General features: G+C 53.4%; 26 protein-coding genes and 1 pseudogene. All 27 read left to right on the forward strand.

What is annotated here, in order from left to right; translation table 11 throughout:
- Positions 1-191: pseudogene (gene tuf, locus R6U41_RS01120) on the forward strand (elongation factor Tu); the annotation flags it as partial.
- Between the two features lie 13 nt (positions 192-204).
- The gene (rpsJ, locus tag R6U41_RS01125; protein WP_220128370.1) at positions 205-516 is read left to right on the forward strand and encodes a 30S ribosomal protein S10; all 312 of its coding nucleotides are present in this window, start codon (positions 205-207) and stop codon (positions 514-516) included.
- A gap of 21 nt (positions 517-537) precedes the next feature.
- Positions 538-1,167 carry a 50S ribosomal protein L3 gene (gene rplC / locus R6U41_RS01130; RefSeq protein ID WP_410268002.1) on the forward strand — a complete coding sequence of 210 codons (630 nt, stop codon included), beginning with the start codon at positions 538-540 and terminating at the stop codon, positions 1,165-1,167.
- A gap of 87 nt (positions 1,168-1,254) precedes the next feature.
- On the forward strand, positions 1,255-1,878 hold the full coding sequence (gene rplD, locus R6U41_RS01135; protein WP_410268003.1) for a 50S ribosomal protein L4: 624 nt from the start codon (positions 1,255-1,257) through the stop codon (positions 1,876-1,878).
- Entirely contained in the window at positions 1,875-2,162 is a 288-nt protein-coding gene (gene rplW, locus R6U41_RS01140; protein ID WP_181551587.1) for a 50S ribosomal protein L23, read from the forward strand. The genes rplD and rplW overlap by 4 nt, the downstream gene beginning before the upstream one ends.
- 16 nt (positions 2,163-2,178) lie before the next feature.
- Positions 2,179-3,003 (forward strand): 50S ribosomal protein L2, encoded by an 825-nt coding sequence (gene rplB / locus R6U41_RS01145; protein ID WP_410268004.1) that lies wholly within the window; start codon positions 2,179-2,181, stop codon positions 3,001-3,003.
- Between the two features lie 63 nt (positions 3,004-3,066).
- Positions 3,067-3,348 (forward strand): 30S ribosomal protein S19, encoded by a 282-nt coding sequence (gene rpsS / locus R6U41_RS01150; protein ID WP_181551589.1) that lies wholly within the window; start codon positions 3,067-3,069, stop codon positions 3,346-3,348.
- 30 nt (positions 3,349-3,378) lie between these two features.
- Entirely contained in the window at positions 3,379-3,717 is a 339-nt protein-coding gene (gene rplV / locus R6U41_RS01155; RefSeq protein WP_181551590.1) for a 50S ribosomal protein L22, read from the forward strand.
- A 15-nt stretch (positions 3,718-3,732) separates the two neighbouring features.
- Entirely contained in the window at positions 3,733-4,386 is a 654-nt protein-coding gene (gene rpsC, locus R6U41_RS01160; protein ID WP_410268005.1) for a 30S ribosomal protein S3, read from the forward strand.
- Between the two features lie 18 nt (positions 4,387-4,404).
- The gene (gene rplP / locus R6U41_RS01165; RefSeq protein WP_410268006.1) at positions 4,405-4,818 is read left to right on the forward strand and encodes a 50S ribosomal protein L16; all 414 of its coding nucleotides are present in this window, start codon (positions 4,405-4,407) and stop codon (positions 4,816-4,818) included.
- Positions 4,818-5,015 (forward strand): 50S ribosomal protein L29, encoded by a 198-nt coding sequence (gene rpmC / locus R6U41_RS01170; RefSeq protein WP_410268007.1) that lies wholly within the window; start codon positions 4,818-4,820, stop codon positions 5,013-5,015. The genes rplP and rpmC overlap by 1 nt, the downstream gene beginning before the upstream one ends.
- A 16-nt stretch (positions 5,016-5,031) precedes the next feature.
- Positions 5,032-5,292, forward strand: a complete 261-nt coding sequence (gene rpsQ / locus R6U41_RS01175) for a 30S ribosomal protein S17 (protein WP_181551594.1) — start codon at positions 5,032-5,034, stop codon at positions 5,290-5,292.
- An 18-nt stretch (positions 5,293-5,310) separates the two neighbouring features.
- Entirely contained in the window at positions 5,311-5,679 is a 369-nt protein-coding gene (gene rplN, locus R6U41_RS01180) for a 50S ribosomal protein L14 (protein WP_181551595.1), read from the forward strand.
- Between the two features lie 55 nt (positions 5,680-5,734).
- Positions 5,735-6,064, forward strand: a complete 330-nt coding sequence (gene rplX, locus R6U41_RS01185; protein ID WP_410268008.1) for a 50S ribosomal protein L24 — start codon at positions 5,735-5,737, stop codon at positions 6,062-6,064.
- Between the two features lie 24 nt (positions 6,065-6,088).
- Positions 6,089-6,625: a 50S ribosomal protein L5 gene (gene rplE / locus R6U41_RS01190; RefSeq protein ID WP_410268009.1), complete on the forward strand. Its 537-nt coding sequence runs from the start codon at positions 6,089-6,091 to the stop codon at positions 6,623-6,625.
- A gap of 69 nt (positions 6,626-6,694) precedes the next feature.
- Positions 6,695-6,880 carry a type Z 30S ribosomal protein S14 gene (locus tag R6U41_RS01195; protein WP_181551598.1) on the forward strand — a complete coding sequence of 62 codons (186 nt, stop codon included), beginning with the start codon at positions 6,695-6,697 and terminating at the stop codon, positions 6,878-6,880.
- Between the two features lie 99 nt (positions 6,881-6,979).
- Positions 6,980-7,375 carry a 30S ribosomal protein S8 gene (gene rpsH, locus R6U41_RS01200; RefSeq protein WP_181551599.1) on the forward strand — a complete coding sequence of 132 codons (396 nt, stop codon included), beginning with the start codon at positions 6,980-6,982 and terminating at the stop codon, positions 7,373-7,375.
- 14 nt (positions 7,376-7,389) lie between these two features.
- On the forward strand, positions 7,390-7,923 hold the full coding sequence (rplF, locus tag R6U41_RS01205; protein WP_410268010.1) for a 50S ribosomal protein L6: 534 nt from the start codon (positions 7,390-7,392) through the stop codon (positions 7,921-7,923).
- Between the two features lie 39 nt (positions 7,924-7,962).
- Complete coding sequence (gene rplR / locus R6U41_RS01210) at positions 7,963-8,331, forward strand: 50S ribosomal protein L18 (protein ID WP_410268011.1); 369 nt, start codon at positions 7,963-7,965, stop codon at positions 8,329-8,331.
- A gap of 24 nt (positions 8,332-8,355) precedes the next feature.
- Positions 8,356-8,856 carry a 30S ribosomal protein S5 gene (gene rpsE, locus R6U41_RS01215; RefSeq protein WP_181551602.1) on the forward strand — a complete coding sequence of 167 codons (501 nt, stop codon included), beginning with the start codon at positions 8,356-8,358 and terminating at the stop codon, positions 8,854-8,856.
- A 13-nt stretch (positions 8,857-8,869) separates the two neighbouring features.
- Positions 8,870-9,052, forward strand: coding sequence for a 50S ribosomal protein L30 (gene rpmD, locus R6U41_RS01220; RefSeq protein WP_220128371.1), 183 nt, complete (start codon positions 8,870-8,872; stop codon positions 9,050-9,052).
- A gap of 2 nt (positions 9,053-9,054) precedes the next feature.
- A complete protein-coding gene (gene rplO, locus R6U41_RS01225; RefSeq protein WP_410268012.1) occupies positions 9,055-9,495 on the forward strand; it encodes a 50S ribosomal protein L15 in 441 nt (146 codons plus the stop codon).
- A 2-nt stretch (positions 9,496-9,497) separates the two neighbouring features.
- Positions 9,498-10,820, forward strand: coding sequence for a preprotein translocase subunit SecY (gene secY / locus R6U41_RS01230; RefSeq protein WP_410268013.1), 1,323 nt, complete (start codon positions 9,498-9,500; stop codon positions 10,818-10,820).
- Positions 10,821-10,841: 21 nt separating this feature from the next.
- Positions 10,842-11,060 carry a translation initiation factor IF-1 gene (gene infA / locus R6U41_RS01235; protein WP_181551606.1) on the forward strand — a complete coding sequence of 73 codons (219 nt, stop codon included), beginning with the start codon at positions 10,842-10,844 and terminating at the stop codon, positions 11,058-11,060.
- Positions 11,061-11,125: 65 nt separating this feature from the next.
- Positions 11,126-11,239, forward strand: a complete 114-nt coding sequence (rpmJ, locus tag R6U41_RS01240; protein ID WP_181551607.1) for a 50S ribosomal protein L36 — start codon at positions 11,126-11,128, stop codon at positions 11,237-11,239.
- Between the two features lie 16 nt (positions 11,240-11,255).
- Complete coding sequence (gene rpsM, locus R6U41_RS01245) at positions 11,256-11,639, forward strand: 30S ribosomal protein S13 (protein WP_410268014.1); 384 nt, start codon at positions 11,256-11,258, stop codon at positions 11,637-11,639.
- A 27-nt stretch (positions 11,640-11,666) separates the two neighbouring features.
- Entirely contained in the window at positions 11,667-12,059 is a 393-nt protein-coding gene (gene rpsK / locus R6U41_RS01250) for a 30S ribosomal protein S11 (RefSeq protein WP_181551609.1), read from the forward strand.
- Positions 12,060-12,192: the final 133 nt, after the last annotated feature.

The raw sequence follows: 12,192 nt of genomic DNA on the forward strand, positions 1-12,192 counted from the left end.
ATTTCCGGACCACGGATGTTACCGGCGTGTGCACGCTTCCAGATGGCGTTGAGATGGTGATGCCCGGCGATAACGTAACGATTTCAGCCGAACTCATCACCCCGATCGCCATGGAGGAGGGGCTGCGCTTTGCGGTGCGTGAAGGCGGCCGAACCGTGGGGGCCGGTGTTGTCAGTGAAATCATAGAATAGATACGGGACTGTCATGATACCAAACACCAAAATACGAATCCGGTTACGGGCTTACGATCACAGATTGCTGGATCAGTCGGTCCGGGATATTGTCGATACCGCCCGCAAGACAGGTGCCCGGGTGGTGGGACCCATTCCCCTGCCCACACGCATCAACAAATACACGGTGCTTCGCTCTCCCCATGTGAACAAGAAATCCCGGGAGCAGTTCGAGGTCCGGACCCACAAGCGGTTATTGGACATCCAGGATCCCACCCAGCAGACGGTAGACGCCCTGATGAAGCTGGATTTGTCTCCGGGCGTGGATGTGGATATTAAATTGTAGGATAAGGACCAGGTGGCGCAAATGAGTGAAGGAATACTCGGGAAAAAACTGGGAATGACGGGCATATTTGCCAGCAATGGTCAATATCTGCCGGTGACGGTCATTCAGGCGGGCCCGTGCACCGTAACCCAGATCAAGACCAGGGCCAATGACGGTTATGACGCCCTGCAGCTGGGGTTTAAGGAAAAGAAGCAACAGCGGTTGACCAAACCGTTGAAGGGGCATTTTGATAAAAGCGGCGGCACGGGTTTCTATCGCTTGCGGGAATTTTCCGTCAAAGAACCGGAACAGTTTGAGCCGGGCCAGCAGGTGACCATGGAGATGTTTTCCGTTGGCGACAAGATCAATATTGCCGGAAAAACCAAGGGTCACGGCTTTTCCGGCGTGACCAGGCGGCACGGCTTTGCCCTTGGCCGAAAGACCCATGGTGGTCGCTGTTATCGGATTCCCGGCTCTATCGGAAACAGCGCCTGGCCTTCCAAGGTGGCTAAGGGAAAGAAAATGCCCGGTCAGTACGGAAATGTGCGGCAGACCACAAGAAACCTCGAAGTGGTCGATGTCCGCCCGGACCAGAACCTGATCCTTGTCAAGGGTGCGGTGCCCGGTCCGAAAAACGCGATCGTGGAGATCTGCAAGGCGAAAAAGTCGTAAATTCCGAAGGCTGCCAGGACGGCGTTTGGGTTCAACGATCAGGAAATGCCGTCATCATAAGCCGGATGCAATGCAAAGAGGGAGACCATGGCTGTCGTGGAAGTCAAAAATATACAGGGTGAGACCGTATCGGAGATCGACCTTTCTGAGGAGATCTTCAATGTCGAGGTCAAGCAGAGCGTACTGCACGAGGTGGTTCGGATGCAACTGGCCAACCGTCGCCGGGGAACGGCCAAAGTCAAGCGCCGCTCCGAGGTAAGGGGCAGCACCCAAAAGATGTTTCGTCAGAAAGGCACCGGGCGTGCACGCCGGGGTGACGTGAAAAGTCCGCTGCTCAGGGGCGGGGGCGTGATTTTCGGTCCCGAGCCGAGGGATTATTCATACAAGGTCCCCAAGAAAGTCCGCCGCCTGGCTTTGAAAATGGCCTTGTCGGCAAAGCTGAAGGACAATGAAATAATTGTGCTTGACGGATTTGTACTCGATCAGGTAAAGACAAAGGCCGTTGCTTCGACGCTTCAGCGCCTTGAACTGGAAAAACCGCTGATCGTGATTGATCAAAAGGATGCAACCCTGGAGCTGTCCTCCAGAAACATTCCGGGCGTCAAGGTGTTGCGGGTTGAAGGGCTCAATGTTTACGATATTTTGAACCACAAGACCCTGGTTTTGCTGGCACCGTCGATCAAGGGGATTGAAGGGAGATTGGCTGCATGAAAGACTATCATATCATATTAGGTCCGGTGGATACGGAAAAAACCAATATCGCTCGGGAAGAACTCAACCAGGTGGCCTTTGAGGTGGCGCCTGCCTCCAACCGGGTCCAGATCCGGAAGGCTGTTGAGTCGATCTTCAACGTCGAGGTTCGCTCGGTTCGGACCATGCGGGTCAAGGGGAAGTTCAAGCGGCGGGGCCGGATTCTGGGTAAACGCAAGGACTGGAAAAAAGCAATCGTGACACTGATGCCCGGCAGCCGGATCAAATTTTTTGAAGGTGCATAAGCGAAGGTGAAGACCAATGGCGACTAAAAAAGTAAAACCCACGTCACACGGACGCCGGTTTCAGACATATTCAACCTTTTCGGAGATTACAAAGAAAGAGCCGGAAAGGCAGCTGTTAAAGCCCATTAAGAAAACCGGCGGCAGAAATGCCAACGGCCGGATCACGGCCCGGCATCGGGGCGGCGGCACAAAACGGTTTTACCGGATCATTGATTTCAAGCGGGACAAGGATGGAGTGCCGGCAAAGGTGGCAGCCATCGAATATGATCCCAACCGGTCTGCCCGCATTGCCTTGCTGCACTACGCAGACGGTGAGAAACGATATATCCTGGCGCCCGCAAAACTTGTCGTGGGCCAGACCGTCATGTCCGGACCGCAGGCGGAAATCCGGCCGGGCAATTGCCTTCCCCTGAGCCATATCCCTCTGGGCACTCATGTTCACAACATCGAGCTGCGGACCGGCAGGGGAGGTCAGCTGGTGAAAAGCGCAGGCGGATTTGCCCAGCTCATGGCCAAGGAAGGTCGGTATGCAACCGTTAAACTTCCGTCCGGGGAAGTGCGGATGGTACTGGTGGCCAATCGCGCCACCATCGGCCAGATCGGCAATTCGGATCATTCCAATGTCTCCTTGGGCAAGGCCGGGCGCAAGCGTTATCTCGGTCGCCGGCCCCGGACCCGGGGTGTTGTCATGAATCCGGTGGACCATCCCATGGGCGGCGGGGAGGGCCGCTCCTCGGGCGGACGTCATCCCTGTTCTCCCTGGGGGATGCCGGCAAAGGGCTTTCGAACCCGGAAGCGCACCAAGCAGGGCGACCGGCTCATTGTCAAGAGGCGCAGGTAAGATGCGAATTGTTATCGCGCGTTATTCATACCCAGAACACTGTTGTAACAAGCAGGAGCAATTATGCCGCGTTCGTTAAAAAAAGGTCCCTATGTAGAACCCAAGCTTCACGGCAAGGTGGTTATTTCCCAGGAGGCCCGAAGCGCAAAAGTCATTAAGACCTGGTCCAGGCGATCGACCATTATTCCCGAAATGGTGGGACTGACCCTGGCGGTGCATAACGGAAAAAAATTCATCCCCGTTTTCGTGACCGAAAATATGGTCGGACACAAACTGGGCGAATTTTCGCCGACCCGGACCTTTTACGGGCATGCCGGGGACAAAAAATCCAAAATGAAGAAGTAGTCAATCGTTAAACGAATCGAGGATGCGGATATGGATGTGAAGGCGTCAGGCAAATACATGCGCATATCACCGCAAAAGGTGCGGAAGGTCATCGGGACCGTCAAGGGCCAGCCGGTGGAGTCCGGGCTTAACACGCTTAAGTTCATGCCGCAGAAAGCCGCGGGGATGGTGGAAAAGATCGTGCGCTCTGCAGTGGCCAACGCCGATCAGAATGCGGGCATAGATGTGGACCAACTGGTCATCAAGAACATCATTGTGGATGAAGGGCCCATGCTAAAGCGGTTTCGTCCCCGTGCGCGGGGTCGTGCGACACGGATATTAAAGCGTACTAGTCATATAACGGTCATCGTCGGCCAAGGCAGCGCATAAAAGGAGGTAGGTGGTTTGGGTCAGAAAGTCAATCCCATAGGCATGCGGCTGGGAATCAACCGCACCTGGAGTTCGCGGTGGTATGCGGACAAGGAATACGCCGGCTATATTTTCGAGGATCACAAGATTCGGCAGTTTTTAAAGAAAAAGCTGTACCACGCCGGTATTTCCAAGATCGAAATCGAACGGTCCTCCAAACGGATCAAGCTCCGCATTTATGCAGCGCGTCCCGGTATTGTTATCGGCAAAAAAGGCTCGGAGATCGAGGCTCTGAAAAAGGAGCTTGAAAAACTGGTTTCCGCAGAAGTCATGGTGGACATCCAGGAGGTGCGCAAGCCTGAGCTTGATGCCCAATTGGTGGCTGAAAATGTGGCTAATCAGCTTGTACGCCGGGTGGCTTTTCGCAGGGCAATGAAAAGATGCGTTTCCTCGGCCATGCGCTTTGGCGCCAAGGGGATTAAGATCATTTGCTCCGGCCGGCTCGGGGGTGCGGAAATGGCGCGCATTGAGTGGTACAAGGAAGGGCGGATCCCCTTGCACACGCTGCGTGCCGATATTGATTACGGGCTGGCTGTTGCTGAAACCACCTATGGCACCATTGGTGTCAAGGTCTACATATTCAAGGGTGAGATTCTGGCCGATGATCAGATACCGGCCGAGCGGCAGTAATTTACAGGAGTCTATACCATGCTGAGTCCCAAAAAGGTAAAATATAGAAAACGCCAGAAAGGCCGGATGAAGGGCAAGGCTGAGCGCGGTTCCAGCCTCAACTTCGGCGATTACGGTCTGCAGGCTGTTGAATGCGGAATGATCACCTCCCGTCAGATTGAAGCCGCACGTATTGCCATGACCCGCAAGGTCAAGCGCGGTGGTAAAATGTGGATCCGGATTTTTCCGGACAAGCCCATTACCAAAAAGCCGGCTGAAGTCCGGATGGGTAAAGGCAAGGGCGCACCCGAGGCATGGGTTGCGGTGATCAAGCCGGGGCGCATCCTTTACGAAATGGAGGGGGTTCCCCGTGAACTGGCATATGAGGCGCTTCGGCTGGCTGCGTACAAACTGCCGATTAAAACCAAAGTCGTCGAAAGGAGCCAGATCTGATGGAAGCCAAGGAAATTCGGGGGCTTAGCCCCGACGAACTCGACACCCGGCTCGAGGACCTGGTGCAGACCTATTTTAATCTGCGGTTCCAGCACAAGACCGGACAGCTCGAAAATCCCAGGCGCATCAATCAGGTCCGCCGCGACATAGCGCGGATCAAGACCATAAAGCGTCAGCAGGCGTTCACTAACAGATAGCGGTGATGATTGGCCAATGAATAAGACACGAGGGATGAAACAACAACTGGTGGGAACGGTTTTGAGCAACAAGATGGACAAAACCGTGACGGTACAGGTGGAACGGCTCGTACGCCATTCGGTGTATAAGAAATTTGTCCGGCGCAGGGCTCGTTATGCAGCCCATGATGAAAACAATACCTGCGGTATCGGGGATCGGGTGATGATTACGGAATCCAGACCGCTAAGCAAGCGCAAGCGCTGGCGCATCAGCCAGATCATCGAAAAAGCGGTTTGATCACAGGGGATAAAGAAAATGATCCAGGCGGAAACAAGATTGTCTGTTGCAGATAATTCCGGCGCAAAAGAGGTGTATTGCATCAAGGTCCTCGGCGGCAGCCGAAGACGGTACGCCCGCATCGGAGATATCATTGTGGTGTCGGTCAAAGAGGCCATACCCAATTCAAAGGTCAAAAAAGGCGATGTGTTAAAGGCCGTGGTGGTTCGCACCAAAAAGGAAACCCGTCGGCCTGACGGCTCCTATATCCGGTTTGACGATAATTCCGCAGTGCTGATCAATCAGCACCGGGAACCCGTTGGAACCCGTATTTTTGGGCCGGTGGCCCGCGAGCTTCGGGCACACCGGTTCATGAAAATCATTTCACTGGCACCGGAAGTTCTGTAACACAGCCTTATTTATCGATCCAATGGATAGAGTCAGGCCGGGAGGGAAACGGTTCATGGAAAAAATTAAGTGTCGCATCAAGAAAAATGACAAGGTCAAGGTCCTTGCCGGCAAGGATCGGGGAAAGATTCGCAACGTGCTCAGCGTGGACCGCAAACACAATCGTGTGATGGTGGAAAATGTCAACATGGTCAAGCGCCACCAGAAACCCGGGCCCCAGAGCCGCCAGGGCGGCATTATCGAGGGTGAGGCCCCCATTGACGCATCTAATGTGATGCTGATCTGTGCCAAATGTGCCAAGCCCACCCGAATCGGGAGCAAACGCCTGGAAGACGGCAAAAAGGTGCGGATCTGCAGTAAATGTAAAGAACATCTCGATGCCTAGCAGGTCATAACCGGAGGGTATTTCATGTCACTGAAAGAAGTATATCAAAACGAGGTCATTTCCGGGTTGCGGAAAACCTTTGAGTACAAAAATATTCACCAGGTCCCCAAGCTCGATAAGATCGTAATTAACATGGGGCTTGGAGAGGCCATTCAGAACATAAAAGTTCTGGATTCCGCTCAGGCCGAGCTCAAGGTGATCACCGGCCAGGCGCCCGTGGTGACCCGTGCCAAGAAGTCGGTGGCCGCCTTTAAGGTGCGCGAGGGCATGCCCATTGGCTGTATGGTCACCTTGCGCCAGCAGCGGATGTATGATTTCTATGAAAAACTGGTCAATATCGCCCTGCCGCGGGTCCGGGATTTCCGCGGGGTATCGGGCAAAGCGTTTGACGGTTTCGGCAATTATACCCTGGGCATCAAAGAGCAGATTATCTTTCCGGAAATAGAGTATGACAAGGTGGAATCCATCAAGGGGATGAATATTACCATTGTCACCACGGCCCAAACCAATCCGGAAGGAAAGGAGCTGCTTCGGCTCCTTGGGATGCCGTTTCGCAATTAATGGGGAAAACCGCACCCGGGCAGGTGGAGTTTTCACGGATCCGGATCCACGGATAAGGAGGAAGAAAGTTTGGCGAAAAAAGCGCTTCGCGAAAAGGCGATGAAACAACCCAAATTCAAGGTCAGGGCGTACAATCGTTGCCCGATTTGCGGACGGTCCAGGGCCTACATGCGCAAATTCGGCATCTGCCGCATCTGTTTTCGAAATATGGCCTCCGAAGGTCTGCTGCCGGGCGTGAAAAAATCAAGCTGGTAGGCGCCTGGAATCAAAGGCTGTGGCATGGAAGTAGGATCAGGGGAAAAGGACGGATTGTGAATTTCCATTATTTTATTTTGATAAAAAACGGAGTAGGCCATGTTGAGTGATCCACTTGCGGATATGTTGACCCGCATTCGAAACGCCGGCAAGGCAAAACACAAAAGTGTGGATATTCCCGGTGCCAACATCAAGGTCGCCATGGCGGACGTGATGAAACGGGAAGGCTACATTAAGAATTATAAGTTCATCAAGGACAATAAGCAGGGTTTTCTGCGGGTTTTTCTAAAATATGACGCCAATGACCGGCATGTGATTTATGGCCTGGAACGGGTCAGCAAGCCCAGCCGCCGGGTCTATGTCGCAAAAGATGAGATCCGGCCGGTGTTAAACGGCCTGGGCGTATCTGTTCTGTCGACCTCAAGGGGGATCATGACTGACAGACAGGCCAAAAAGGAAAATATCGGCGGGGAAGTTCTCTGCAATATCTGGTAGTCAAGGAGTCAAAAATGTCTCGCGTAGGCAAGAAACCGATACCCGTACCGGAAAAAACAAAACTGAGCTTTAACAGCGGCATGCTTACTGTGGAGGGGCCCAAGGGAACGCTTACCCGGCAAATTCATCCGGATGTGACCCTGGAACTCGGCGATGAGCAGGTTGTGGTGAGCGTGGCGCGCAATGATAAGAAAACCAAGTCGTTGTGGGGCACCACCCGGGCTCAGGTGGCCAACATGATCACCGGGGTGAGCAGCGGGTTTGTGCGGGTCCTGGAAATCAACGGCATTGGATACCGGGCCGAAATCAAGGGGAGCAATCTGGAATTGCATCTGGGGTATTCGCATCCCATTAATTTCCTGCTTCCCGAAGGCATTGACGCTGCGGTGGACAAATCAGCCATCCGGCTTTCCGGCATCGACAAGGAATTGCTTGGTTTTGCGGCATCTTCCATTCGGCAGATGCGTCCGCCCGAGCCTTACAAGGGCAAGGGTGTGAAGTATGCCGAAGAACAGATTCAGCGCAAAGCCGGCAAAACAGCGAAATAATCCTTTCATTATCTTCATGTACAACAGGGATTGGCGATTATGGGTTTGACACAAAAACGAGAGGCTATGCGCATCAAGCGGAAAAAACGAATCCGGCAGAAGGTGCAGGGTACGCCCCAGCGCCCGAGACTTACGGTTTTCCGCAGCGCCCGGCATATATATGCGCAAATCATTGATGATACCCGCGGTGAGACACTGGCTGCAGCTTCCACAATGGAAAAGCAGGTCCGGGATCAGGGCAAATATGAAAACAAGGTGGCAGCTGCCGATGAAATCGGCAAGCTCGTCGCCCAGCGGGCTTCAGGCAAAGGCATTACATCGGTGGTTTTTGACCGCAATGGCTATATGTACCATGGCCGGGTTCGGGCTGTGTCCGAGGCGGCGCGAAAAAACGGGTTGGATTTTTAATAAAGAGAATAAGGAGGCGATCCCTTGCTCAAGAAGGAAACAGACGAGAACTTGTTTATTGACAAGGTCGTTCATATCAGCCGCGTGGCCAAAGTTGTCAAGGGCGGCCGGCGGTTTAGCTTCAGCGCCATGGTCGTCGTTGGCGACGGACAGGGAAATGTGGGCTTCGGCCTTGGAAAGGCCCATGAAGTGCCCGAGGCCATCCGCAAAGGCGTTGAAAAAGCTAAGAAAAGCATGATAGCCGTGCCTCTGGAGGATGGAACGATTGCTTATTCGGTCAATGGCAGATTCGGTGCGGGATCGGTTTTTTTAAAGCCCGCGGGCAAGGGTACCGGCGTGATTGCCGGCGGTGCTGTCCGGGCGGTTTTGGAAGCCGTTGGGATTCGCAACATCCTGACCAAATGCATCGGTTCAAACAATCCGCACAATGCAGTCCGGGCTACCATGGACGGTCTTGCTCAGCTTCAGAGCAGGGATCAGGTGGCCAGCAAGCGCGGGATACAGGCAGAAGAACTTTCGATATAAGGAAATTTGGCAAATGGCCGACTTACTCAAAATCACCCTTGTTCGAAGCTATTATGGCCGCCCTGCCAAGCATCGCAAAATTTTGCAGGGCATGGGGCTGACCCGGATGCACAAAACAGTGGAACTGGTTGATACTCCTGCGATTCGTGGCATGGTCGGCAAGGTTTCGCACCTGGTTCGCGTGGAGGGACAATAATCATGAGATTGCATGAACTCATACCGGAAAAAAGCAGCACGAAAAACCGGAAACGACTCGGCCGGGGTGTGGCCTCTGGCACGGGAAAAACCGGGGGCAGAGGCACCAAGGGCCATAACAGCCGTTCCGGCGGCGGTGTGCGCCCGGGCTTTGAAGGCGGCCAGATGCCGCTTCAGCGGCGCCTGCCCAAGCGTGGGTTTTTAAATCCGTTTAGAAAAGATTATTCCGTGGTCAATGTCCGGGATCTGGGACGCTTTTCCGAAGGGGCTACCATTGACCGCGAAGCACTGATTTCAGCCGGCGTGATCAATGGAAAAAACAAGCCCGTCAAACTGCTGGGGCAGGGGGAGATCAGCGCTGCAGTCAATGTACGCGTGGCGGCTGTGAGCAAAAGCGCCAGAGAAAAGATCGAGGCTGCCGGCGGCAAAGTTGAGGTGGCATAAACATGGCTGTGACGGGTCCGGGCGTACAGAATATATTTAAGATACCGGAGCTCAAGCGCCGAATTCTGTTCACCCTGGCCCTGCTGGGGGTTTACAGAGTCGGTGTGCATATTCCAACACCGGGTGTTGACGGAGATTCCCTGGCAGCTTTTTTTGCCCAGCACCAGAATACTATCTTTGGTATTTTTGACATGTTTTCCGGCGGGGCCCTTGAGCGTCTTTCGGTTTTTGCCCTCGGGATTATGCCCTACATCAGCGCTTCGATTATCATTCAGCTGCTCACTGTTGTGATTCCGCATCTGGAACAGTTGAAAAAAGAAGGCGAGCAGGGAAAGAAAAAAATCACCCAGTACACACGCTATGGCACGGTGGCGCTGAGTTTGATCCAGGGATTTGGTATCAGCATCGGGCTGGAGAATATGACCTCGCCCGGAAATGCGCCTATTGTCATTGAGCCGGGCTGGTCTTTTCGTCTCATGACCATGATCACCCTGACCGCCGGAACCGCGTTTATCATGTGGCTCGGCGAGCAGATCAGTGAGCGCGGCATCGGAAACGGTATATCCCTGATTATTTTTGCCGGAATTGTTGCCCGCCTTCCGGCTGCCATCGGCAACACGTTTCGCATGATGACCACCGGTGAAATGGGGGTTTTTGGAGTTATCATCCTTTCGCTCCTCATGGTGGGGGTTGTGGCCTTTATCATCTTCATGGAAATGGGTCAGCGGCGCATACCGGTGCAATACGCCAAGCGGGTGGTCGGCCGTCGGATGTACGGCGGGCAGAGTACGCATCTGCCGCTAAAAATTAATACATCCGGAGTGATTCCGCCGATTTTTGCATCATCGTTGATTATGTTTCCCTCCACCCTGGCCAGTTTTTTTTCCGGGGTCCCCTGGATGGAGACTGTTTCCAACGCCCTGATGCCCGGTTCTTTAATTTATGAATTGATGTTTGTGGCCTTTATCTTCTTTTTCTGTTACTTTTACACCGCCATTGTCTTTAATCCTGCAGACGTGGCAGAGAATATGAAAAAGTACGGCGGCTATATTCCCGGCATACGACCCGGAAAGCGGACGGCCGATTATATTGACCGGGTTTTGACCCGCATCACCCTCGGAGGTGCCCTGTATGTGTCAGCTGTCTGCGTGCTGCCCTCGATTTTGATGACAAAGTTTAACGTCCCCTTTTATTTTGGCGGCACTGCGCTGCTGATTGTGGTTGGGGTTTCCATTGATACGGTCAGGCAGATCGAGTCGCACCTGATTACCAGGAATTACGAAGGATTTATGTCTCCGGCGGGCGCAAAGCGCAAGGGCCGGTAACAGCAGAAGCGGGGGATTTGCATGGCAAAAGAAGAAGCCATCAAGGTTCAGGGCAAGGTTATCGAAACCCTTCCCAATGCAATGTTTAAGGTGGAACTGGAAAACAAGCACATGATTCTTGCGCATCTGTCCGGTAAGATGCGGATGCATTTTATCAAGATTTTGCCCGGGGACAATGTGACTGTGGAGCTTTCCCCTTATGACCTGAGCCGGGGACGGATTACATACCGCACCAAGTAGCAGACGCGCCGGCGGCTGCGAACATGTTTACATGGATTGACAGGCAATGCACACGAGGAGCAATTATGAAAGTCAGAGCATCTGTAAAAAAGATATGCCGTAATTGCAAGATTATCAAGCGCAGGGGTACGGTCCGGGTGATTTGTATCAACAAGCGGCACAAACAGCGGCAGGGATAATAAGGAGGCGAGCACATTGGCACGTATTGCAGGAGTCGATTTACCGAAAAACAAACAGATACTCATCGGCCTGACCTACATTTACGGCATCGGCTACTCCACTTCCAGGGAGATTCTGTCCAGACTCGGCATTGACGAGAGCATCAAGACAGACAGCCTGACTGATTCGGACATCAACCAGATCCGCCGGATCATTGACAATGATTACAAGGTTGAAGGGGAGCTGCGCACTGAAATCTCTATGAACGTCAAGCGTCTCATGGATCTTGGCTGCTACCGGGGACTGCGGCATCGCAGGGGACTACCGGCGCACGGCCAGCGGACCTCGACCAATGCGCGAACCCGAAAGGGCCCGCGCCGGGCTGCAGTGAAGAAAAAGGGCGGAGTCAAGAAAAAGTAATTGAAATTTATGTAAAGGCGAGAACCGATGGCGAAACGAAAAGCAGTACGCACGAAAAAAAAGGCCAAAAAAAATATTGCAAGCGGTGTCGTGCATATCCATTCCACATTTAACAATACCCTTGTGACGATCACGGATCCGGGCGGCAATGTGATTTCCTGGTCGAGTGCCGGGATCAACGGCTTTAAGGGGTCGCGGAAAAGCACACCGTTTGCCGCCCAGCAGGCTTCTGAGGATGCGGCCAAAAAGGCCATGGAACACGGCATGAAAAACGTCGAGGTCTACGTAAAAGGCCCCGGGCCCGGCCGGGAATCAGCCCTTAAGGCATTGCAGGCCACTGGTCTGAATGTGGCCCTGATAAAGGACGTCACACCGGTGCCGCACAATGGCTGTAAGCCGCCCAAGCGTCGCAGGGTTTGACCGCCGCCCAATCGCTGAAACGTATTGCAGAAACAGCAAAGAGCTGTTTCTGCCTTCATTCGGAACTGAACCGACAAAACCGTTTGTTTCCCTTTCTCAGTTGGCGTAGGGCAAACGGTTCTTTCGATCGAAT

The sequence above is a fragment of the Desulfosalsimonas sp. genome (genome assembly GCF_046483245.1).
GTDB lineage: Bacteria > Desulfobacterota > Desulfobacteria > Desulfobacterales > Desulfosalsimonadaceae > Desulfosalsimonas.

Excerpts from the sequence above, each read along its gene's own strand:
- rpsJ (WP_220128370.1), top strand. The coding sequence starts at position 205 with ATGATACCAAACACCAAAATACGAATCCGGTTACGGGCTTACGATCAC.
- rplC (WP_410268002.1), top strand. The coding sequence starts at position 538 with ATGAGTGAAGGAATACTCGGGAAAAAACTGGGAATGACGGGCATATTT.
- rplD (WP_410268003.1), top strand. The coding sequence starts at position 1,255 with ATGGCTGTCGTGGAAGTCAAAAATATACAGGGTGAGACCGTATCGGAG.
- rplW (WP_181551587.1), top strand. The coding sequence starts at position 1,875 with ATGAAAGACTATCATATCATATTAGGTCCGGTGGATACGGAAAAAACC.
- rplB (WP_410268004.1), top strand. The coding sequence starts at position 2,179 with ATGGCGACTAAAAAAGTAAAACCCACGTCACACGGACGCCGGTTTCAG.
- rpsS (WP_181551589.1), top strand. The coding sequence starts at position 3,067 with ATGCCGCGTTCGTTAAAAAAAGGTCCCTATGTAGAACCCAAGCTTCAC.
- rplV (WP_181551590.1), top strand. The coding sequence starts at position 3,379 with ATGGATGTGAAGGCGTCAGGCAAATACATGCGCATATCACCGCAAAAG.
- rplP (WP_410268006.1), top strand. The coding sequence starts at position 4,405 with ATGCTGAGTCCCAAAAAGGTAAAATATAGAAAACGCCAGAAAGGCCGG.
- rpmC (WP_410268007.1), top strand. The coding sequence starts at position 4,818 with ATGGAAGCCAAGGAAATTCGGGGGCTTAGCCCCGACGAACTCGACACC.
- rpsQ (WP_181551594.1), top strand. The coding sequence starts at position 5,032 with ATGAATAAGACACGAGGGATGAAACAACAACTGGTGGGAACGGTTTTG.
- rplN (WP_181551595.1), top strand. The coding sequence starts at position 5,311 with ATGATCCAGGCGGAAACAAGATTGTCTGTTGCAGATAATTCCGGCGCA.
- rplX (WP_410268008.1), top strand. The coding sequence starts at position 5,735 with ATGGAAAAAATTAAGTGTCGCATCAAGAAAAATGACAAGGTCAAGGTC.
- rplE (WP_410268009.1), top strand. The coding sequence starts at position 6,089 with ATGTCACTGAAAGAAGTATATCAAAACGAGGTCATTTCCGGGTTGCGG.
- rpsH (WP_181551599.1), top strand. The coding sequence starts at position 6,980 with ATGTTGAGTGATCCACTTGCGGATATGTTGACCCGCATTCGAAACGCC.
- rplF (WP_410268010.1), top strand. The coding sequence starts at position 7,390 with ATGTCTCGCGTAGGCAAGAAACCGATACCCGTACCGGAAAAAACAAAA.
- rplR (WP_410268011.1), top strand. The coding sequence starts at position 7,963 with ATGGGTTTGACACAAAAACGAGAGGCTATGCGCATCAAGCGGAAAAAA.
- rpmD (WP_220128371.1), top strand. The coding sequence starts at position 8,870 with ATGGCCGACTTACTCAAAATCACCCTTGTTCGAAGCTATTATGGCCGC.
- rplO (WP_410268012.1), top strand. The coding sequence starts at position 9,055 with ATGAGATTGCATGAACTCATACCGGAAAAAAGCAGCACGAAAAACCGG.
- secY (WP_410268013.1), top strand. The coding sequence starts at position 9,498 with ATGGCTGTGACGGGTCCGGGCGTACAGAATATATTTAAGATACCGGAG.
- infA (WP_181551606.1), top strand. The coding sequence starts at position 10,842 with ATGGCAAAAGAAGAAGCCATCAAGGTTCAGGGCAAGGTTATCGAAACC.
- rpmJ (WP_181551607.1), top strand. The coding sequence starts at position 11,126 with ATGAAAGTCAGAGCATCTGTAAAAAAGATATGCCGTAATTGCAAGATT.
- rpsK (WP_181551609.1), top strand. The coding sequence starts at position 11,667 with ATGGCGAAACGAAAAGCAGTACGCACGAAAAAAAAGGCCAAAAAAAAT.